The sequence below is a fragment of the Pseudomonas sp. PS01301 genome (genome assembly GCF_029960215.1).
GTDB lineage: Bacteria > Pseudomonadota > Gammaproteobacteria > Pseudomonadales > Pseudomonadaceae > Aquipseudomonas > Aquipseudomonas coleopterorum.
Map to the genome: position 1 here is coordinate 85,164 of NZ_JASCPM010000011.1, position 18,006 is coordinate 103,169.

The following is an 18,006-nucleotide window of genomic DNA, read 5'->3' on the forward strand; positions in this document are numbered from 1 at the left end:
GCTTCATGCGACAATTTGTCCGTCGAACCAGAGACCGAATCATGGACACCTTGCAAAACATGCGTGCGTTCACCTGCGTGGCCGAAGCGGGCAGTTTCACCGCCGCCGCCGCACAACTGGACACCACCACCGCCAACGTATCGCGCGCGGTGTCCAACCTCGAAGCACACCTGCAAACCCGCCTGCTCAACCGCACGACCCGACGCATCGCGCTGACCGAAGCCGGCAAACGCTACCTGGTGCGCTGCGAGCAGATCCTGACCTATGTCGCTGAAGCCGAAGCCGAAGCCAGCGACGCCCATGCACGGCCTTCGGGGCAGTTGAAAGTGCACACCATGACCGGCATCGGCCAGCACTTCGTGATCGACGCCATCGCGCGCTACCGGCGCACCCATCCGGACGTGACCTTCGACCTGACCCTGGCCAACCGCGTGCCCGACCTGCTCGACGAAGGCTATGACGTGTCCATCGTCCTGGCCAGCGAGCTGCCGGACTCCGGGTTCGTGTCGCAACGCCTGGGCATCACCTACAGCATCGTCTGCGCCTCTCCCGAATACGTGAAGGCGAACGGCTCGGCGCGCACGCCCGGCGACCTGCGCGAACATGCCTGCCTGCGCCTGGTGAGCCCGGTGGTGCAGCTGGAAAAGTGGCTGTTTCAGGGTCCGGATGGCCAGGAGATGGTCAACATCAGCAACGCGCCGTTCCAGGTCAATTCGGCCGACGCCATGAAGACCGCTATCAGCAGTGGCATGGGCGTGGGCGTACTGCCCATCTATGCGGCCATCGACGGCCTGCGCAACGGCACCCTGGTGCGCATGCTGCCCGAGTACCGCCTGCAGGAGCTGAACCTGTACGCCATCTACCCGTCCCGGCAGTACTTGGACGCGAAGATCAAGACCTGGGTGGAATACCTGCGCGGTTCGCTGCCCGACATCCTCGCGGCGCACGATGCCGACCTGCAGACCTTCGACCTGCAGATCGCCAACTGACGCGGGATTGTTTCTGCTCGATCGGGAATGTTAGCGTGCTCACATTCACCTCCCGACGAGCACAACCCCAATGAAAAAAACCGTCCTCGCGTTCAGCCGCATTTCCCCCGCCATGGTCGAGCGGCTCGAAGCCCATTTCGACGTCATCGTGCCCAACCCCAAGGCCGGTGACATCGCCGCGCAATTCAACGAAGCCCTGCCCAAGGCCCATGGCCTGATCGGCGCCGGTCGACCGCTGGGCCGCAAGCAACTGGCCGATGCCGCCCTGCTCGAAGTGGTCTCCAGCGTTTCGGTGGGTTACGACAACTACGACGTCGGCTACTTCAACGAACGCGGCATCATGCTCACCAATACGCCCGACGTGCTGACCCAGAGCACGGCCGACCTGGCCTTCGCGCTGATCATGAGCAGCGCGCGGCGCGTGGCCGAACTGGATGCGTGGACCAAGGCCGGCAACTGGAAAGCCAGTGTCGGTGCCGACCAGTTCGGCACCGATGTGTACGGCAAGACCCTGGGCATCGTCGGCCTGGGCAATATCGGCGCCGCCGTGGCGCGCCGCGGCCACCTTGGCTTCGACATGCCCATCCTGTACAGCGGCAACAGTCGCAAGCCTGAACTCGAACAGGAGCTGGGCGCGCAGTTTCGCAGCCTCGAGCAACTGCTGGCCGAAGCCGATTTCGTCTGCCTAGTGGTGCCGCTCAGCGACAAGACCCGGCACATGATCGGCACGGCCGAGCTGGCGCAGATGAAGAAGAGTGCCATTCTGGTGAACATCTCTCGCGGACCGGTGGTCGATGAAGCGGCGCTGGTGCAGGCCCTGCGCGAAGGCACCCTGCGCGGCGCCGGCCTGGATGTCTACGAGAAGGAACCCCTGGCCGAATCGCCCTTGTTCGAGCTCGGCAACGTCGTGACGCTGCCGCACATCGGCTCGGCCACGGCGCAGACTCGTGACGCCATGGCCAACCGAGCCATCGACAACCTGACCGCCGCCTTGCTCGGAAAGCGGCCTCAAGACCTGGTCAATCCGCAGACCTTCAAGGGCTAGTCCGCACCCGAACCTGGGTACCGTGAACCTGAGCGTCCTGCGTCGCCATCGGCGCAGGCGTCGCAGGTCTGCTGCCCTTGCGGAACACCAGCACGTTGCCCAGCATCACCAGCACCAGCCCGCCGAGCGCCTGCGCGGTCCATTGATACCCTTCCGCATACGCCGAGACATTCAACGCCACCACGGGAAACAGCACCGTGCAGTAGGCGGCGCGGTCCGCGCCCATGCGCCCTACCAGAGTCAGGTAGGCCGTGAAGCCGATCACCGAACCGGGTATCACCAGGTACAGCAGCGAGCCAACGTAGCGCAGGCTCCACTCCATGCCGAAGGGCGTACCTCGCAGCAGACAATAGCCGGTGAGCAGCAGAGCGCCATACAGCATGCCCCAGGCGTTGGTGGTCAAGGGCCGCAGCCCGGCTTTCTGCTGCACGCTGGAGAGCATGTTGCCCGCCGAGAAACACAGCGTACCCAACAGCCCCAGCCCGAGGCCAAGCAAGGTCTGCGGGCTGGCGTCGTGAGCCGAGAGCTCGGGCCAGAACAATAGACCCAGACCGAGAAAGCCCAAAGCCCCTGCACCGATGACGTTAGGGGTGATCCGCTGGCCGAAAAAGATCCGTGCGTTGAGCGCATTCCACAAGCTGGCCGTGGAAAACACCACCGCCAGCAGCCCGGTCGGGATCCATTGGCTGGCGGTGAGAAAACACATGAAGTTCACGCAGAACAGGCACAGCCCCTGCGCCACGCAGATGAGATGGCCACGGCGGTTCATCACTTGCAGCCGTCGCGTGGTCAGCAGGATCGCGAACAGCACCAGCGCGGCCAGGCCGAAGCGATAGACGATGGACACGGGGATCTCGACCACGCCCAGTTGCAGCTTGAGCGCAATCCAGGTCGTTCCCCAGATCAAGACGGTAAGCAGATACAGCGATAGATTCATGACGATGCCCTCCTGGGTCAGAGGCGCATTGTCCGAGCGGTGGTCGCTGACGGCTTGCACAAACTTGCGCTTTTTCCGTCACGGTACTGGCGGCCCGTGCGCGACGCAGTACCATGGACACGGGGGTATCGATCATGACGGCTTTGCTGAACCTGCAAGTGTTTCAGGCGCTACACAACTCGCGCCACGCGCGCCTCGAGCACAGCGCCGAGCTGGGCGATTCGATGGTGGCCGCGTTGTGGCGCAACCATCACGACGCCCAGGAATATCAGGCGCCGACCCATCACACCTTGTCCTGCTACATCGGCGGCGGCACGGGTACCTTTCGCCGCGATCGACCGTGGGAAAAAGGCGCGCCCGGCAAGCAGTGCATACTGCCCGCCGGACATGAGTCGGCGTGGGTCATCAACGGCGACATTCGTCTCGCCCACCTGTATTTCAGCGCAGAACAGTTCGCGCTGGGCTGCGTGACCCTGCTGGACCGCGAACCGCGGGAAATGCAACTGCGGGAAAACACGTTCCTGGAAGATCCGGCGCAGGCGCAGCGTTTTGCGCGCTTGATCGCGCTCAACTGGACCGAGCCGGGTGAACGTGTGCTGACCAGCATCTTGGCCCATGAAATGCTCGCCCATGCCCTGCTCAGCCAAGTGTCCGCGCGCCCGCAGCTACGGCTCAAGGGTGGACTGGCACCTCATCAGCGGCGCCTGCTGCGTGACTTCATCGAAGCGCAGCTGGCCGAGCCACTGAGCCTGGGCCAGCTGGCGGCCTTGTGCAGCCTGTCCGAATACCACTTCGCGCGGATGTTTCGTACCAGCTTCGGCTTGCCACCGCACCAGTACGTACTGGCTCGGCGGATCGCTCGTGCCCGCTCGCTGCTGCGGCACACGCCGCTGCCGTTGGGTGAGGTGGGGCTGGCGTGTGGCTTCGCCAGTGCCAGCCACTTCAGCAACCGATTTCGCCAGGCAGGCGGGGTGTCGCCGGGCGAGTATCGCTTGGCCTTCACCTGACGGCAGCGCCAAAACGCGGTGTCGAACAGCGGACGCTACCAGCGTGCCGCAGCCGCCAGCAGTCCGAGCAAAAGGCCCGCGGCTGCCAGTACCAGCGCCCAGCGGGGCCGGTACGGCAGCAACCACACCAGAAACACCGCGCTGCCCATCAACACCGCCGTCCAGCGCACCAGCCCCATCGCCCAGCCAGCGCTGAGCACCGAGACCCACAGCGACAGAGCCAGCAGCGCCCAACCCGCGACCCGCAGCTGCACCTTGCGCGACGGGCTGGGCCGACGTCCGAGCATTTCCTGGTGATGGCGCTCCATGGCCAGGCACAAGGCACTGAAACCGGCATAGCTGAGCAGGCCTGCTGCCAACATCAGTGCACCTCTCTGGGCGTAGACGCACGCGTACGTGCCGCGCGTGCGATCGGCAATGCTGCCAGAGCTGTGCGACGCCGAATCTTCATGACCACCCAGGCCAGCACCAGACCGCACCCCAGGGCACTGAGATCGACGCCGGCCAGCACCCAGTCGCCCGCAGCGATGGACGTCGGCAGGCCATGGTCGGTGGTCACCAGGCTCAACAACGGCAACCCTGCCAAGGCAACGGCCGCCAGGCCCAATTGCTCGATCCAGGCCTTGCTGCCACTGCGCACAGCGGCATGCACGATGCTCAGCAGCCAAACGATGAAGAAGCTGTCGACCTCGATACCGGCACGCTCCGGATAGGTCGCCGGTAGCAGCCGGTTGGCCCACAGGAAACCTGCGACCGCCAACACCAGTCCCGCCATGCTGGCGACGTTCAACACTTCCACAAGGCGTAGTTCGAAGGGCCGCACGCCGCTACGGGCGTGCTTGAGCTGACGCTTGCCCAACCACATGACCAGCCCCGTGCCGATCAGCAACGTACTGCCCAGGCCGCAGAAGAAATACAGCCAGCGCAACACGGGCCCGGCGAACAGGCCCATGTGCAGGCCATAGAAGGTGCCTGCCACGACCATCGGCGTGGCGCCGTCGCGCGGCAGTTCAAGTACCGCACCCGTGGAGCCGGCGAAGGTGATCGCCGCCCCCGCGTCACGGCTCACGGTATCACCCTCATGACGGCTGAATTGGACCTGGGCATTGGCATCGCCCGGCAGTTGCACCGCGACGCGGCCGATCCGGCCTCCAGGCCATTGCTGCAGCGCACGCTCGTACAGCACGCTCAGATCCACCAGCGGCGCGGGCTGCCCCGCGGCGGCCAACCGCTGATTGCCGGGATAGATTTCGTTGAAGAACGCCTGGGTATCGCCATCGTAGCGGCTGACGATGCTCGCTGGCATCAGCATGGTCATGAAGATCACCAGGCTGCTGTAGGTGATCATCAGGTGAAAGGGCAGCACCAGCACGCCAATTGCGTTGTGCCCGTCGAGCCAGGAACGCGCGCCCTTGCCGGGACGAAAGGTGAAGAACTCCTTGAAGATCTTCTTGTGGGTGATGATCCCGGTGACCAGCGTCACCAGCATGACCATCGCCGCCAGGCTGCTCAGCCAGCGCCCCCAGGGGTAGCCCATCTGCAGTTGGTAGTGGAAGCGGTAGAAGAAGTCGCCGCCGCGGCTGTCGCGTGCCTCGACGCGCTGGCCGGTCTGCGGGTCCAGCGTATGACGGGTGAAGGCACCGCGCCCGCTCTTGTTCGGATCCTGCCACATGACCGAGAGCGCGGGCTCGCGGGCATCCGGCAGGCTGATGAACCAGCGTGGCGACTGCCCGGCGTTGGCCTGCAGGTAGGCCTGCGCCTGCGCCAGGCTGGCACGGGCATCGACTGCGCGCACCGGCACTTCGGGCTGGGCCCAGTGGCTGATCTCGTCCTTGAAATAGGACAGGGTTCCGGTGAGGAAAATGGCGAACAGCAGCCAGCCGAACACCAGCCCCGCCCAGGTATGCAGCCACGCCATCGCCTGGCGAAAGCCCTCTCTCACGGCAGATGCTGCCAGTGCAGAAGCGCCGCCAGCGCGGCCAGGACGAGACCTGGCTTGGCCAGGCCGATCCAGGCCCGGCTGGCGCTGTGCGAGGCGAAGCACCAGAGCACGGCCACCAGGTACACCAGGAACGACAGCATCATGGCACTGACCACGGCTTCGCCGCGCGCCATGGGCAACAGCCAGGCGATACACACGCTCGCCAGGGCCGCCAGCACGTAACCGCCAAAGACGGCAGCCAAGACACGGGAGGCCACGGCCCAACGATACGAGGTCGACACCCCGCCGATTCTGCTTCTCATGAATGACCTTCGAACGTACGGATGCATCGTGCAATCGCGCTGATAATAATGATAAATATTCTCATGTGCAAAGATCACTGGCATTTATCGTGCATTGCAACGCTTTTTCAGACCCGTGCGGTGCGTGCTGGCTTGCCCAACTACGGGCACACCCGTAAGATACGAACAATTCTTATTCTGCTGCGCACCCCATGGCGCCGGAGTGTTCGCGGTGACCGCTGTGACTTCCCCTGCCTCGCAATCGGTCGAGGGCCTCTACCTCGTTCATCGCCGCTGGCTGACCGAATGGCTGCGCAGCCGCCTGGGCTGTCCGGACAATGCCGCCGACCTTGCCCAGGACACCTTCATGCGCCTGTTGAGTGCGCGTGAAATCGCTCCCATCCGCGAGCCCCGCGCCTTTCTCACTACAGTCGCCAAGCGTGTGCTGTTCAATCACTACCGCCGTCAGGATCTGGAGCGTGCCTATCTGGAAGCGCTGAGCCAGATGCCTGAGCCGCTCGCGCCCAGCGAAGAGCACCGAGCGATCATCCTGCAGACCCTGCTGGAGCTTGATGCTCTCCTCGATGGCCTGCCGGTGCTGGTCAAGCGCGCCTTTCTGCTGGCGCAGGTCGAAGGCCTGGGCTACCAGGACATCGCCGACGAACTCGGCATTTCCCTGGCCACGGTCAAGCGCTACCTGCACAAGGCAGCCATGCGCTGCTACTTCGCACTGTGAACGAGGCGCGCACGTTTTCCCCACACGTGGCCGAGCAGGCCGTGCAATGGTGGCTTGAACTGCAGGAGGGGGCGCTCGACCCGCGGCAGCAGCAGGCGTGGCAGCGATGGCTGCACGCCGACGGCGAACACCGCCGCGCCTGGGAGCACATCCAAAAGGTCAATCAACAATTTGCCGGCCTGCCCGGTCCCTTGGCGCAGGCCACCGTGGGCTCGCCCTACTCGCCAGGCCGTCGGCGCGCACTCAAGACGCTCCTCCTGCTCGGGATGGCTGGGGCAACCACCTTGGCCCTGCGTCAACAGCATTGGCTGCCGCCGCTGGTGGCCGACTATCGCAGCCCGCTGGGCCAGCGTCGCCAGTTGCAGTTGGACGACGGCAGCCGAATCAACCTCAACACCACCAGCGCGGTGGACGTACGCTTCGACGCAGGTCAGCGCTTGATCCGCCTGCTCGAAGGCGAAATCATGCTCACCGCAGGGGCCGATGCACGGCCCCTGCGCATCAGCACCGATCAGGGGCTGGTGACCGCTGACCGCGCGCAGGTCAACGTTCGCCAGCTGCCGGGCAGCACCCAGGTGCAGGCCTTGCGTGGTGCGCTCGCCATTGAGCCCACAGGGTTGCAGGGCGGTCCGCTGCGCCTGGCCGGCGGCCAGCAAGTCGAGTTCGATCGCCAGCGTTTCACTGCCGCGCGGCCACTGGACGCCAACAGCGGTGCGTGGGTCGACGGCATGCTGATCGCCGCACACATGCGCCTGGGCGACTTCCTGACCGAAGTGGGCCGCTATCGCCGTGGCCAACTGGACTGCGACACGTCGGTGGCCAACCTGTTGCTGTCGGGCAGTTTCCCCCTGGGCGACACCGAGAAGATTCTCGATTCGCTGGAGGCCGCATTGCCGGTGAAAGTCCGCCGCTTCACCCGCTATTGGGTCACGGTGCAAGCCCGCGTCTAGTCACCCGTACGCTGCCGAAAGTTTTTTACATCTTTCGTGAGCCGTTTTGCCTTGGTCGCGTGACAGACAGGGTAACTCTCCCAACATTCTGCCTGGAAACGCCGCATGTCCAACCTGCCCACCCCGCTCGCCCGCGCCCTGCGCTGCCTGTTGCTCGGCACTGCCGTGAGCGTTGCTCAACTGCCGCACGCCGTAGCCGCCGATGGCACCACTCGCGAGTACCAGATAGCACCCACCTCGGTCGAAAGCGCGGTCACCCAGTTTGGCCGTCAGGCTGGCGTGCTGATTTCGTTCGGCTCGACCACCCTGGCAGACCAGCCCAGCCCTGGCCTGCAAGGCGCGTACACCGTGGAACAGGGACTGGCGGTGCTGCTCGAAGGCACGGGCCTGCAGGCGCGCGCTCTGGGTGACGGTGCCTACAGCCTGGAGCCCGCCTCACTGGCACAACCCGGCAGTCCCGGAGCCGCCGTCGAGCTGGGCGCCTCGAGCGTGGTGGGCGACTGGCTCGGCGCCGCCGAGCAGACCAACGTCTTCGAACACCCCGGCGCGCGCGACGTCGTGCGTCGCGAAGACTTCGAACGCAGCGGCGCCACCAGCGCGCGTGAGGTTCTCAACCGCATACCGGGGGTCAACGCGCCGCAGAACAACGGTACGGGCAGCCATGACATGGCGATGAACTTCGGCATCCGTGGACTCAACCCACGGCTGGCGACCCGCTCCACGGTGTTGATGGACGGCATCCCGGTGCCGTTTGCGCCCTATGGCCAGCCGCAGCTGTCGTTCGCACCGGTCAGCATGGGCAACATGGACGCCGTCGACGTGGTCCGCGGCGGCGGCGCCGTGCGCTATGGCCCACAGAACGTCGGTGGCATCGTCAACTTCGTGACCCGTGCCATTCCCGATGCTCCGACCGTGAAAGGGGGTTTCCAGACCCAGGTCAGCCCCTCGTCGAGCCAGGACGGCTTGAAGACCACGGGCAACCTGCTGGCAGGTGGCACCGCCGACAACGGCCTGGGCGGCGCCCTCCTCTACTCCGGCGTGCGCGGCAGTGACTGGCGCGAACACAGCGATACCCAGATCGACGACCTGATCCTCAAGGGCAAGTACCAGATCGACGAAGCCAACAGCCTCAATGCCGAGGCGCAGTACTACGAAGGTGAAGCCGACATGCCCGGCGGCCTCAGCGCGGCCGACTACAAGGCCGACCCTTACCAGTCGACCCGCCGTTACGACAAGTTCTGGGGCCGTCGCACCATGGTCAATTTCGGCTATCGCTATCAGGAAGATCGCCGCGAGTTCACCGCCAACACCTTCTTCACCAAGACCCTGCGCAGTGGCTACCTGGACCAGGGCAATTTCCTCTCGCTGTCGCCTCGCGAGTATTGGGTACGGGGTGTGGAAACACGCTTCTCCCAAGGCTTCGATCTGGGCCAGACCCAGCACGAGATGAGCGTGGGCTACCGCTACATCAGCGAGGCGGGCCACGAGTTGCGCTACCGCACACCGATCAGCGCCAACCAGCAACTGCCGAGCACCGACAGCCGCAACGACCGCGACACCCGCGGCGGCACCCAGGCTCACGCCCTCTACATCGATGATCGTATCGACATCGGCCGCTGGACGTTCACACCGGGCATCCGCTACGAGATGATCGACTCGCAGCAGACCAACAACCTGAGCAACGTCAAATACCAGGGCGACTACACCACCGCCCTGCCGGCTCTGAACGTGCTCTACCACGTCAACGAAAACTGGAACCTGTACGCCAACACCGAAGGCTCGTTCGGCAGCGTGCAATACAGCCAGATGCCCAACCGCGTGACCGGCGGCGAAGTGAAACCGGAAAAGGCCCGCACCTGGGAGCTGGGGACACGCTATGACAACGGCAACCTGCGTGCGGAAATCGGCGCATTCCTGATCAACTTCGATAACCAGTACGACAGCAACCAGACCAACGACACCGTGATCGCGCGTGGCGAAACCCGGCATCAGGGCATCGAGACCAGCATCAATTACGCCCTGGACGACTTGAGCCCGGCCCTGGCCGGCTTCGACGTCCACGCCAGCTATGCGTTCGTGGATGCGACCATCCGCGAAGATGGGCCGAACAAGGGTAACCGCGTACCGTTTTCCTCACGCCACAAGGGCACCCTGGGCGTTGGTTACACCCAAGGCCCCTGGAAGCTCGACCTGGACAGCACCTACCAGAGCAGCCAGTTCGCCGACAACGCCAACACCCAGGCCGAAAGCGCCGATGGCAGCACCGGACGCATTCCCGGCTACATGCTCTTCAGCACCCGCGCCGGCTACGATTTCGGGCCGCAGCTGTCCGACCTCAACGTGGCGGTGGGTGTGAAGAACATCTTCAACCACCAGTACTACACCCGCTCCTTCGACGACAACAACAAGGGCAAATACGTGGGCGAACCCCGCACGGTGTACGTGCAGACCTCGGTCGCCTTCTGACGCCGTCGGCCAGCTCCTGCAGCAGGTGCATCCCCTGCTGCAGCGGGACGCGGGCGGTGTCCGCAGGACCAGAAATATCAGGCTTCGCACTTATTTCATGAAAAGTTCGGAAAAGTTACTGAATATTTATCTTCATCAAGGGGTTGAATTGTTTCTTCAACTCCCTGACCTTGTACTTCAAGAGGCGATGATAATCAGTCATCGAATCTCAAGCGAGAAAGCCGAATAAGGGATGAACTATGCAGATCCAGGTCAATAGCGATAACCATATTCAAGGCGACGCCCGCCTGCAGGAGTGGGTACGCACCGTAGTGGAAGGCGCAGTCGAGCATTACCAGGAAGACCTCACCCGCGTGGAGGTCCATCTGGCCGACGAAAATGGCCAGAAATCCGGTCCTGACGACATGCGCTGCCAGATGGAAGCACGGCCAAAGGGGCATCAGCCCATCTCCGTGACCCACAAGGCAGAAACGCTGGAGCTGGCGATCGACGGCGCTGCCGAGAAGCTCAGCCATGCCTTGGAGCATTTGTTCGGCAGGCTGCGCAATAAGCGTGCAGCCAACACGCAGACCATCCCCGACGGCCCGAACGAGGCGCTGCTCGAAGAGGAGTTTCTGGAAAACGAGCAGGTGCTCAACAGCAAGTCCTGAGTCCTGCCCTACGAAAAAAGGCGAGCCAAGAGCTCGCCTTTTTTATTGCCTGTAAATAAGTTTCACGATCCGGGCACGGCGATTGCTACATCGAATGGCAGCGAAGTAAACAGCGGTTACATATAGCAAAGGATGAAGTATGAAGCCGACCAGCGGTCTGGAACCAGCAACTAATCGTCCAGTCCATTAACAAAGTTCGACTATGACAGGTAGTACCTCATGGATAATCCATTCCAAGCCCTGAGCGACGCGTTCCAGCCCGAATACCGCGTCAATTTGAGCATCCAGCGCCTGGATGGCAGCATCATGCTGACCCTGTCCAACGAGCGAGGTGTCGCCGCCAAGCGGATGATCACCGCCGAGCAGCGCAACGACCCCAAGCGCATGCGCCGCTTGATCGAAAGCATCAAGTTCGGCATGGCCATCGAGCAAGGCGGCAGCGCCATGCAGATGCTGGCGGCAATGACCGATGCCGGCAACGTCGAAAAGCTGGGCGGCAAGCCGGCCCTTCACGCTGCCACCACGCAGACCGCACCGGTGTCCGCCAGCCTCTGATAGACCGTTGTTCGGCCTAGCTGTCCGATTTCTCTTTCACCGACGGATAGCGCGACGAGGCGTAGCGCACCACCAGGATGGCGAACGCCAGGAGCAGGATTCCGCCGCACAGATAAATGATGCCTACATCCGGTGCATTATGGTGCGAGACATCGCCGATCAGCAGGCGTGTCAGCGCGGTGATTGCCACGTACAGCAGAAAGCGGATGGGCATGTGGTTGGTCTTGAAATAGATCCCCACCATCGCACCCAGCTCCAGGTAGATGAACAGCAACAGAATGTCATCCACGCTTACGCTGCCCTTCTCCACCATTCCCAGAAAAGCACTGACGGCCGCCCAGGCGGTGATGGCACCGATCCCGAACAGTGCCAGGTAGTGGAAAGACTCCACGCACAGATTGCCCAGCGAATCGGCCTGAGCGTGCAGGCTCCCGCGAAGCTTTTCAGCCCATTTCATTGCCTGTGTTCCTTATGCGAACCGATTGAGAGCGGCGGCCGAGCGCCTATGCTCGTTTAGCGCATGCAGCATAAGGGCCAGCCCCGGCTGATGAGAAGCGGCCAGACTGTCGCAGGGCACCTCGTCGGCACGGCTGTTCAAGCGTAGAGATTTGCCTTATGCTTGGCACTGTATAAACGAACAGTGGTTGTACTGAACCAAATTCCCCTAGGCATATGAGGTGGTCAATGGCCGTCGAAGTGGTATACCGCAGCAGCCGAGATCTGGAGCGCCTGTTTATGGACAAAGCTGAAGCCGATCGTCACGACAAAATGCTCGAGCTGGCCGAGCTGCTCGCAGACGTCCTGAAGAAAGCCGTGCCGTCGCTCGACGACAAGCAGGTCGAAGACGCCGGGATCTACATGGCGACAAACCGCGACATCTTCGCCAAGGCGTTCAAGAGCCAGCCCGATGCATTGAACGAGCTGCTCACGGCCACGGCCGACAGCGCAGAGCAGGACTGATGGTCAGCTGCGCAGCGCTTCCACGAACTGCGCCAGCCAGGGTTCTGCGTCGGCTTCCGGGTTGACGGTTTCGCTGGCATCCAGGCGCAGCATCCCCTGCACTTCATGGATGCCCAGTTCGGCGAACAACTCGCGCATCTGCTCGCCACCGCCGCAATAAAGGTCGTAGCTGGAGTCGCCCAGTGCAATGACGCCACCGGGCAATCCGCGCAATGCCGCCGGCAGCTCGTCGCGCAACTGAGCGTGCAGCGGCATGATGTTGTCCGGCAGTTCCCCCATTCCAGTGGTCGACGTCACCGCCAGCAGCGCCTGGGGTGCGAACGTCAGAATCTCCTGCACAGTGGCTCTGGGATTGTGCCAGGCTTGGATATCCTGTCGCTTGAGCAGCTGTTCGGCATGCCGGGCGACGTCCTCGGCCGCGCCATAGACCGAACCGCTGAGGATGGCAACTTTCATGATGACTGTCTCGAACCATTAAAAGGCATGATCTTAACAGCCCGTTCGCGCATTGAAAGGCAAGATCTGGCGCTCTGGTCCTCCTCCTGCGGCCCGTATGAATTAGACTAGGCTGTACGGTAGGGAACCTCTCACATGATCAATGCAAAGCTGCTGCAACGGGTGATCGATGCGTCGAACGACGGCATCGTCGTCGCCGAACAGGAAGGCGAGGACAATATCCTCATCTACGTCAATCCGGCCTTCGAACGCATGACCGGCTATAGCTCGCTGGAAATGCTCTACCAGGACTGCCGGTTGTTGCAGGGTGACGATCGTGACCAGCCGGCCCGTCGGCGCGTGCGCGAGGCGATCGATCAGGGCGTGGCGTGCCGCGAGGTGCTGCGCAACCATCGCAAGGACGGCAGCTGTTTCTGGAATGAGCTGTCGATCACGCCGGTCCATAACGAAAGTGACCAACTGATGTACTACATCGGGATCCAGAAGGATGTCAGCCGCGAGGTCGCGGCGCAGCAGCGTATCGTCGAACTGGAACAGCAGGTTGCAGCGCTGCAACGACGCGTCGCCGAACTCGAAACTTCTGCCCCTTCGAGTCCAGTGTGACGACGATGAACATTTTTCGAGGCTTCATCGAATTTTCATTCACCGCGAGCGTGCGCCATGCCGCCTGATGTATTGCTGACCCAGGACGAGCTGGATTTCCTGCGGGCCATGCAGGCCAATCCGCAGCTCAACGTGCGCGATACCCTTCTCAATGTTTCGGTGAAGGGTGGGCCACAGGTGCGCGAGCTGCTGATGCGCCTGGCCTCCCATGAGCAGGTCACCATCGAGGCGCACCTGGAGAATCAGCAGATCAGTTTTCCGCTGCAGATCGTGGAGGACGATTTCCAGGCGGCCCATCTGGAACTGGGGGCGCCGAGTATTTATGAAGACGGGCCGATGCTGCGTCCATGGCGGTTGAGTCTGACCGAACCCATCGTGCTGCGCGATGGCGAAGGACGTGACAGCGACTTCTGGGTTCGCGACATTTCCTTCAAGGGCGCCCTGCTCGAGGCCCGCCAGGGGGCCAAGGCGCCGGCCAGGTTCCAGCTGTGGTTCACGCCTGAAGGCTACGCGCCGATTCCGTTGCGCGGCTCGATGATTCGCGAGGCCGAGCACGGCCTGTTCGCCTACCGCCTCAGCCAGAGCGACGCCCGGGCGATCGAATCACTGCGTCATTTCATCCTGCAGCAGCACCGTCTGGTGCATCCGCAACTTCATAGCTGACGCCGATCCAATCAGCTGTCCAGATGGCCCGCCAGGTACTGCTGCAGACGCCGCTGCATCAGGCGCCCATCGCTGCCCAGACACACGATTTCCGGAGACTGAAGGCTTTCCTGAACCGTCTCGGACAGCTCACCGGCCAATAGCAGCGGGCAACTCAAGGCGTTGTTCAATCGCTTCAACTGCCGGATCAGCGCCGGCGCCGGCGGGCGGTTGGAGAACAGCACGAGCGCCTGTGGGGCGAGTTTTTCGCAGACCAGGCTCAGCTCTTCGAGCGGCTGGCCCAAGCCCAGCAACTGCACGTCCACTTGCGGTCCGCTTAATAGCAGGCCGGTCACCTGAAGCTCGAGTTCGCGGCACTGATCGGGTATGGCCACCAGCACCACGCGGCTTTCCTGTCCTTGATCGGCAGTCAGGCGCAGGCGTTGCAGCGTGCGCGCACGCAGGAATGTATCGAGGAAGATCCATTCGCTGGCCTGGCCGAAGTGGCCCTGGTGCACGAGCAGTTCCTGCCATACCGGCATCAGCACCTGCTCGAAGGCCACGGCCAGCGGGTAACTGGAAAACACCTGACCATAGACCTGATCGAGCCTGGGTTCGGCGAATTCGCGCACGCATTGGCGGACCCGTTCCTGCCACTGCTGCCATTCACCCGGCTCGTCGCGGGCGCTGGGCGGTGGTGCTTCGGTCTGCTGGGTACGGGCGAGAATCTTGCCGACCTTGCTCACCGCCACCCCGCGCTCGATCCAGCCCAGGATGCTGCGCACCTCCTCGATATCGGCCAACGAGTACAAACGGTGCCCGCTTTCGGTGCGTGTTGGCTGCACCAAGCCATAGCGACGCTCCCAGGCACGCAACGTGACGGGATTGATTCCGGTCAGTCGCGCCACCTCGCGAATGGGGTACAGCTCGTCCAGCGCTGCATCTTGCACGCCAGGCAATCGGGTGCCGGATTCGCTCATTGCTAGTCAACCGCTGCCAGGAACATGAACCGACAGTGTAACCGCTGTGGGTACATAGAGGTTTGCGGATGATCCAACGGACGGTAGATGTGCAACCGACCGTTTTCGGGAATAATACTTGCTTGATTCCAAATGCGGCCCACCACCCCGGCGCTGCATTCGATGGAGGCTCCTACCCGGAGCACCAGACTGTCTGGAGATACACAATGTCTACCTCCCCCGTTACCTTGATGGTCGCGCGCCGCGTGGCCGATGGCAAATATCAGGACCTGATCGCCTGGTTGCATGAAGGCGAACAGCTTGCCACCGACTTTCCGGGCTACCTGGGTTCTGGCGTTCTGGCCCCCGCGCCAGGCGACGACGAATTCCAGATCATCTTCCGCTTCGCCGATGAAACCACCTTGCATGCCTGGGAGCATTCGGCTTCCCGTCGTTCGTGGCTGGGCCGTGGCAGCGACCTGTTCGCCCAACCCCATGTGCACCGCGTCAGCGGAACCGAAGGCTGGTTCGGCGACAGCGGCCTGCAGCGTCCACCGCGCTGGAAACAGGCCGTGGCCATCTGGCTGGCGTTCTTTCCGGTGTCGCTGATCTTCAACTTCCTGTTCGGCCACGTGCTGAACGAGATCAGCCTGGTGCCCAGAATCATGCTCAGCACCCTGGCTCTGACCCCGATCATGGTGTTCTTCTTCATTCCCTTGTCCACGCGCCTGCTGCGCAACTGGTTGCACGCCACCCCGGCCCGCGCCCCGCTGCCCAAGGCCAAAGTGGCCTGATCGGCCGGCCCTGCTGCGCTTTGTGGTATAAATCAGCGCAGCAACCTGCCGACGAAGAGCCCGCCACATGCCCCACCCGATCCTCATCACCGGTGCGAGCCAGCGCATCGGCCTGCACTGCGCCGAACGCCTGTTGGGCGAAGGTCAGCCAGTCATCATCAGCTACCGTCAGGAGCGCGAAACCGTCGCTCATCTGCGCGAGATGGGGGCGGTCACCATCCATGCCGACTTCGGTAGCGAGGCTGGTATTCTGGCGTTCATCGATGCGCTCAAGGCGCAGACTTCGCAGCTGCGCGCCATCGTCCACAACGCGTCGGCCTGGATCGCGGACAGTGCGGGAGACGAGGCGGCTGCGTTCCAACAGATGGTCAACGTGCACATGCTGGCGCCCTACCTGATCAACCTGCACTGCGCCGACCTGCTGCGCGCCTCCAGCCCGGCCGACATCGTCCACATCAGCGACGACGTGACGCGCAAGGGCAGCGCCAAGCACATGGCCTATTGCGCCAGCAAGGCGGGCCTGGACAACCTGACCCTGTCGTTCGCCGCGCGCTTCGCCCCGGCGATCAAGGTCAATGGCATTGCCCCGGCGCTGATCCTGTTCAACCCGGACGACGACGCCGACTATCGCTACAAGTCGCTGGCCAAATCGGCGCTGGGCATCGAGCCCGGTGCCGAGGTCATCTACCAGAGCCTGCGCTACCTGCTGGAAAACCCCTACGTCACGGGCACCACCTTGACCGTCAACGGCGGCAGGCACGTAAAATAGCGCCTGCCTGCCAGCCCGGACACGGCGCTGACCCCGAACATTCTGCGGAGCACACAACGATGGCACCATTGCAGCCAGGAATGGCACGTATCCGGGTCAAGGACCTGCGCTTGCGCACCTTCATCGGTATCAACGAAGACGAAATCGTCAACAAACAGGACGTGCTGATCAACCTCACCGTCCTGTACCCGGCACTCGAAGCGGTGCGCGACAACGATATCGAGCACGCCCTGAACTACCGCACCATCACCAAGGCAGTGATTCAGCACGTGGAGGGCAATCGTTTCGCCCTGCTCGAACGCCTGACCCAGGAAATTCTCGACCTGGTCATGCAGAACACCGCCGTGCGCTACGCCGAAGTGGAAGTCGACAAGCCCCATGCGCTGCGCTTCGCCGAATCGGTTTCGATTACCCTCGCTGGCAGCCGTTGACCGGTTGCCGCCCAGCTGGAGAGCGACATGAACGAACAGCAACGTCTGGAACTGGAGGCCGCAGCCTTCCGCCGTCTGGTCAAGCACCTGGACGAGCGCAAGGATGTGCAGAACATCGACTTGATGAACCTGGCCGGATTCTGCCGCAACTGCCTGTCCAAATGGTACAAGGCGGCAGCCGACGAGCAGCAGGTCGAAGTCAGCCTGGACGAGGCCCGCGAAGTGGTCTATGGCATGCCGTACGCGCAGTGGAAGGCTCAGTACCAGCAGGAAGCCAGCGCCGAACAGCAGGCGGCCTTCGCCAAGGGGACGCCCAATGCATGATGTGAAGGCGCTGCGCACCAGCCTGGCCAGCGGCGAACATCAGTTCGCAACGACGCTGGCGTTCGTTGCCGAGCACTATGCCTATACACCGCAGGCCTTCCGCAACGGCGCTCTGGACAATGCGGCCGGCCAGAATGAAGGCTCGTGCAAGACGTTGGGCCTGGCCCTGTTGGAAGGGCTGAGCGATGAAGAGGCATTGCTGGCGTTCGGCGAACACTACCGCTCGGTGGTGGCGACGCCCGAAGGCAGCGATCACGGCAACATCCGCAATCTGATGGAGCATGGCCTGGCAGGGGTGACGTTCTCCGAACTGCCGTTGGCACGCCTGGGCTGATCGACGGGCATGAAAAAACCGACCCTGTGAGGTCGGTTTTTTTGTGTCTGGCTCAAGGGCCTCTTCGCGGGTAGAACCCGCTCCCACAATGGACCGCATCGCCTGTTTCAGTTGTTTCCAGCTACAAAGGGTGATGGACCGAACCCTGTGGGAGCGGGTTCTACCCGCGAAGGCCG

The 18,006-nt window shown here is 63.0% G+C and carries 23 protein-coding genes; 16 read left to right on the forward strand and 7 right to left on the reverse strand.

The window, feature by feature from the left end; all coding sequences use genetic code 11:
* The first annotated feature begins 41 nt into the window (after window positions 1-41).
* Both QMX89_RS08200 and QMX89_RS08205 read left to right on the forward strand, forming a co-directional pair.
* Window positions 42-989, forward strand: a complete 948-nt coding sequence (locus QMX89_RS08200) for a LysR family transcriptional regulator (protein WP_049861244.1) — start codon at window positions 42-44, stop codon at window positions 987-989.
* Between the two features lie 70 nt (window positions 990-1,059).
* On the forward strand, window positions 1,060-2,034 hold the full coding sequence (locus QMX89_RS08205) for a D-glycerate dehydrogenase (protein ID WP_282347749.1): 975 nt from the start codon (window positions 1,060-1,062) through the stop codon (window positions 2,032-2,034).
* On the opposite strand, the gene QMX89_RS08210 is transcribed toward QMX89_RS08205, so the two are convergent.
* A complete protein-coding gene (locus tag QMX89_RS08210; RefSeq protein WP_282347750.1) occupies window positions 2,024-2,971 on the reverse strand; it encodes a DMT family transporter in 948 nt (315 codons plus the stop codon). The genes QMX89_RS08205 and QMX89_RS08210 overlap by 11 nt on opposite strands.
* A 134-nt stretch (window positions 2,972-3,105) precedes the next feature.
* Here QMX89_RS08210 and QMX89_RS08215 point away from each other — a divergent pair, with 134 nt between their 5' ends.
* Window positions 3,106-3,978, forward strand: coding sequence for an AraC family transcriptional regulator (locus QMX89_RS08215; RefSeq protein ID WP_282347751.1), 873 nt, complete (start codon window positions 3,106-3,108; stop codon window positions 3,976-3,978).
* A gap of 35 nt (window positions 3,979-4,013) precedes the next feature.
* Here the strand turns inward: QMX89_RS08215 and QMX89_RS08220 are convergent, their stop codons facing one another.
* From QMX89_RS08220 to QMX89_RS08230, 3 genes are read right to left on the reverse strand one after another with little or no spacing between them, the layout of a single operon-like run.
* The gene (locus tag QMX89_RS08220) at window positions 4,014-4,340 is read right to left on the reverse strand and encodes a DUF3325 domain-containing protein (protein WP_049861242.1); all 327 of its coding nucleotides are present in this window, start codon (window positions 4,338-4,340) and stop codon (window positions 4,014-4,016) included.
* Entirely contained in the window at window positions 4,340-5,920 is a 1,581-nt protein-coding gene (locus tag QMX89_RS08225) for a PepSY-associated TM helix domain-containing protein (RefSeq protein WP_282347752.1), read from the reverse strand. Before QMX89_RS08225 ends, QMX89_RS08220 begins: the two co-directional genes overlap by 1 nt.
* The gene (locus tag QMX89_RS08230) at window positions 5,917-6,222 is read right to left on the reverse strand and encodes a DUF3649 domain-containing protein (RefSeq protein WP_049861240.1); all 306 of its coding nucleotides are present in this window, start codon (window positions 6,220-6,222) and stop codon (window positions 5,917-5,919) included. The genes QMX89_RS08225 and QMX89_RS08230 overlap by 4 nt, the downstream gene beginning before the upstream one ends.
* A 220-nt stretch (window positions 6,223-6,442) precedes the next feature.
* Between QMX89_RS08230 and QMX89_RS08235 the strand changes: the two genes are divergently transcribed.
* The 5 genes from QMX89_RS08235 to QMX89_RS08255 all read left to right on the forward strand — a co-directional run bounded on the left by QMX89_RS08235 (window position 6,443) and on the right by QMX89_RS08255 (window position 11,558).
* Window positions 6,443-6,937: a sigma-70 family RNA polymerase sigma factor gene (locus tag QMX89_RS08235; RefSeq protein ID WP_282347783.1), complete on the forward strand. Its 495-nt coding sequence runs from the start codon at window positions 6,443-6,445 to the stop codon at window positions 6,935-6,937.
* Between the two features lie 41 nt (window positions 6,938-6,978).
* Window positions 6,979-7,887: a FecR domain-containing protein gene (locus tag QMX89_RS08240; protein ID WP_282347753.1), complete on the forward strand. Its 909-nt coding sequence runs from the start codon at window positions 6,979-6,981 to the stop codon at window positions 7,885-7,887.
* Between the two features lie 105 nt (window positions 7,888-7,992).
* Entirely contained in the window at window positions 7,993-10,353 is a 2,361-nt protein-coding gene (gene fecA, locus QMX89_RS08245; RefSeq protein ID WP_282347754.1) for a TonB-dependent Fe(3+) dicitrate receptor FecA, read from the forward strand.
* 239 nt (window positions 10,354-10,592) lie between these two features.
* Window positions 10,593-11,003 carry an HPF/RaiA family ribosome-associated protein gene (locus QMX89_RS08250; RefSeq protein ID WP_056844163.1) on the forward strand — a complete coding sequence of 137 codons (411 nt, stop codon included), beginning with the start codon at window positions 10,593-10,595 and terminating at the stop codon, window positions 11,001-11,003.
* A 219-nt stretch (window positions 11,004-11,222) separates the two neighbouring features.
* The gene (locus QMX89_RS08255) at window positions 11,223-11,558 is read left to right on the forward strand and encodes a DUF3509 domain-containing protein (protein WP_049861236.1); all 336 of its coding nucleotides are present in this window, start codon (window positions 11,223-11,225) and stop codon (window positions 11,556-11,558) included.
* A gap of 16 nt (window positions 11,559-11,574) precedes the next feature.
* On the opposite strand, the gene QMX89_RS08260 is transcribed toward QMX89_RS08255, so the two are convergent.
* Window positions 11,575-12,015: a phosphate-starvation-inducible PsiE family protein gene (locus QMX89_RS08260; protein ID WP_049861235.1), complete on the reverse strand. Its 441-nt coding sequence runs from the start codon at window positions 12,013-12,015 to the stop codon at window positions 11,575-11,577.
* A 227-nt stretch (window positions 12,016-12,242) separates the two neighbouring features.
* Here QMX89_RS08260 and QMX89_RS08265 point away from each other — a divergent pair, with 227 nt between their 5' ends.
* Window positions 12,243-12,518, forward strand: coding sequence for a YebG family protein (locus QMX89_RS08265; RefSeq protein WP_282347756.1), 276 nt, complete (start codon window positions 12,243-12,245; stop codon window positions 12,516-12,518).
* Between the two features lie 3 nt (window positions 12,519-12,521).
* On the opposite strand, the gene QMX89_RS08270 is transcribed toward QMX89_RS08265, so the two are convergent.
* A complete protein-coding gene (locus tag QMX89_RS08270; RefSeq protein ID WP_282347757.1) occupies window positions 12,522-12,974 on the reverse strand; it encodes a flavodoxin in 453 nt (150 codons plus the stop codon).
* A 135-nt stretch (window positions 12,975-13,109) separates the two neighbouring features.
* Here QMX89_RS08270 and QMX89_RS08275 point away from each other — a divergent pair, with 135 nt between their 5' ends.
* Entirely contained in the window at window positions 13,110-13,577 is a 468-nt protein-coding gene (locus QMX89_RS08275; protein ID WP_049861232.1) for a PAS domain-containing protein, read from the forward strand.
* Window positions 13,578-13,634: 57 nt separating this feature from the next.
* The gene (locus tag QMX89_RS08280; RefSeq protein WP_282347758.1) at window positions 13,635-14,240 is read left to right on the forward strand and encodes a hypothetical protein; all 606 of its coding nucleotides are present in this window, start codon (window positions 13,635-13,637) and stop codon (window positions 14,238-14,240) included.
* An 11-nt stretch (window positions 14,241-14,251) separates the two neighbouring features.
* On the opposite strand, the gene QMX89_RS08285 is transcribed toward QMX89_RS08280, so the two are convergent.
* Window positions 14,252-15,199, reverse strand: a complete 948-nt coding sequence (locus QMX89_RS08285) for a MerR family transcriptional regulator (protein ID WP_282347759.1) — start codon at window positions 15,197-15,199, stop codon at window positions 14,252-14,254.
* Window positions 15,200-15,405: 206 nt separating this feature from the next.
* On the opposite strand from QMX89_RS08285, the gene QMX89_RS08290 reads away from it, so the two are divergent.
* The 5 genes from QMX89_RS08290 (at window position 15,406) to QMX89_RS08310 (ending at window position 17,830) form a co-directional block, all read left to right on the forward strand.
* A complete protein-coding gene (locus tag QMX89_RS08290; RefSeq protein ID WP_049861229.1) occupies window positions 15,406-15,972 on the forward strand; it encodes an antibiotic biosynthesis monooxygenase in 567 nt (188 codons plus the stop codon).
* A 67-nt stretch (window positions 15,973-16,039) separates the two neighbouring features.
* Entirely contained in the window at window positions 16,040-16,741 is a 702-nt protein-coding gene (folM, locus tag QMX89_RS08295; protein WP_049861228.1) for a dihydromonapterin reductase, read from the forward strand.
* A gap of 59 nt (window positions 16,742-16,800) precedes the next feature.
* Complete coding sequence (folX, locus tag QMX89_RS08300) at window positions 16,801-17,172, forward strand: dihydroneopterin triphosphate 2'-epimerase (protein WP_049861227.1); 372 nt, start codon at window positions 16,801-16,803, stop codon at window positions 17,170-17,172.
* Between the two features lie 27 nt (window positions 17,173-17,199).
* Window positions 17,200-17,496: a DUF1244 domain-containing protein gene (locus QMX89_RS08305; RefSeq protein ID WP_049861226.1), complete on the forward strand. Its 297-nt coding sequence runs from the start codon at window positions 17,200-17,202 to the stop codon at window positions 17,494-17,496.
* Window positions 17,489-17,830, forward strand: coding sequence for a HopJ type III effector protein (locus tag QMX89_RS08310; protein ID WP_282347760.1), 342 nt, complete (start codon window positions 17,489-17,491; stop codon window positions 17,828-17,830). Before QMX89_RS08305 ends, QMX89_RS08310 begins: the two co-directional genes overlap by 8 nt.
* The last annotated feature ends 176 nt before the right edge of the window (window positions 17,831-18,006 follow it).

Bases quoted from the DNA above. Each gene is read 5' to 3' on its own strand.
- QMX89_RS08210 (WP_282347750.1), bottom strand. From the start codon at position 2,971: ATGAATCTATCGCTGTATCTGCTTACCGTCTTGATCTGGGGAACGACC.
- QMX89_RS08275 (WP_049861232.1), top strand. From the start codon at position 13,110: ATGATCAATGCAAAGCTGCTGCAACGGGTGATCGATGCGTCGAACGAC.
- folM (WP_049861228.1), top strand. From the start codon at position 16,040: ATGCCCCACCCGATCCTCATCACCGGTGCGAGCCAGCGCATCGGCCTG.
- QMX89_RS08215 (WP_282347751.1), top strand. From the start codon at position 3,106: ATGACGGCTTTGCTGAACCTGCAAGTGTTTCAGGCGCTACACAACTCG.
- fecA (WP_282347754.1), top strand. From the start codon at position 7,993: ATGTCCAACCTGCCCACCCCGCTCGCCCGCGCCCTGCGCTGCCTGTTG.
- QMX89_RS08220 (WP_049861242.1), bottom strand. From the start codon at position 4,340: ATGTTGGCAGCAGGCCTGCTCAGCTATGCCGGTTTCAGTGCCTTGTGC.
- QMX89_RS08305 (WP_049861226.1), top strand. From the start codon at position 17,200: ATGAACGAACAGCAACGTCTGGAACTGGAGGCCGCAGCCTTCCGCCGT.
- QMX89_RS08265 (WP_282347756.1), top strand. From the start codon at position 12,243: ATGGCCGTCGAAGTGGTATACCGCAGCAGCCGAGATCTGGAGCGCCTG.
- QMX89_RS08285 (WP_282347759.1), bottom strand. From the start codon at position 15,199: ATGAGCGAATCCGGCACCCGATTGCCTGGCGTGCAAGATGCAGCGCTG.
- QMX89_RS08290 (WP_049861229.1), top strand. From the start codon at position 15,406: ATGTCTACCTCCCCCGTTACCTTGATGGTCGCGCGCCGCGTGGCCGAT.
- QMX89_RS08230 (WP_049861240.1), bottom strand. From the start codon at position 6,222: ATGAGAAGCAGAATCGGCGGGGTGTCGACCTCGTATCGTTGGGCCGTG.
- QMX89_RS08200 (WP_049861244.1), top strand. From the start codon at position 42: ATGGACACCTTGCAAAACATGCGTGCGTTCACCTGCGTGGCCGAAGCG.
- QMX89_RS08280 (WP_282347758.1), top strand. From the start codon at position 13,635: ATGCCGCCTGATGTATTGCTGACCCAGGACGAGCTGGATTTCCTGCGG.
- QMX89_RS08260 (WP_049861235.1), bottom strand. From the start codon at position 12,015: ATGAAATGGGCTGAAAAGCTTCGCGGGAGCCTGCACGCTCAGGCCGAT.
- QMX89_RS08205 (WP_282347749.1), top strand. From the start codon at position 1,060: ATGAAAAAAACCGTCCTCGCGTTCAGCCGCATTTCCCCCGCCATGGTC.
- QMX89_RS08270 (WP_282347757.1), bottom strand. From the start codon at position 12,974: ATGAAAGTTGCCATCCTCAGCGGTTCGGTCTATGGCGCGGCCGAGGAC.
- folX (WP_049861227.1), top strand. From the start codon at position 16,801: ATGGCACCATTGCAGCCAGGAATGGCACGTATCCGGGTCAAGGACCTG.
- QMX89_RS08310 (WP_282347760.1), top strand. From the start codon at position 17,489: ATGCATGATGTGAAGGCGCTGCGCACCAGCCTGGCCAGCGGCGAACAT.
- QMX89_RS08255 (WP_049861236.1), top strand. From the start codon at position 11,223: ATGGATAATCCATTCCAAGCCCTGAGCGACGCGTTCCAGCCCGAATAC.
- QMX89_RS08250 (WP_056844163.1), top strand. From the start codon at position 10,593: ATGCAGATCCAGGTCAATAGCGATAACCATATTCAAGGCGACGCCCGC.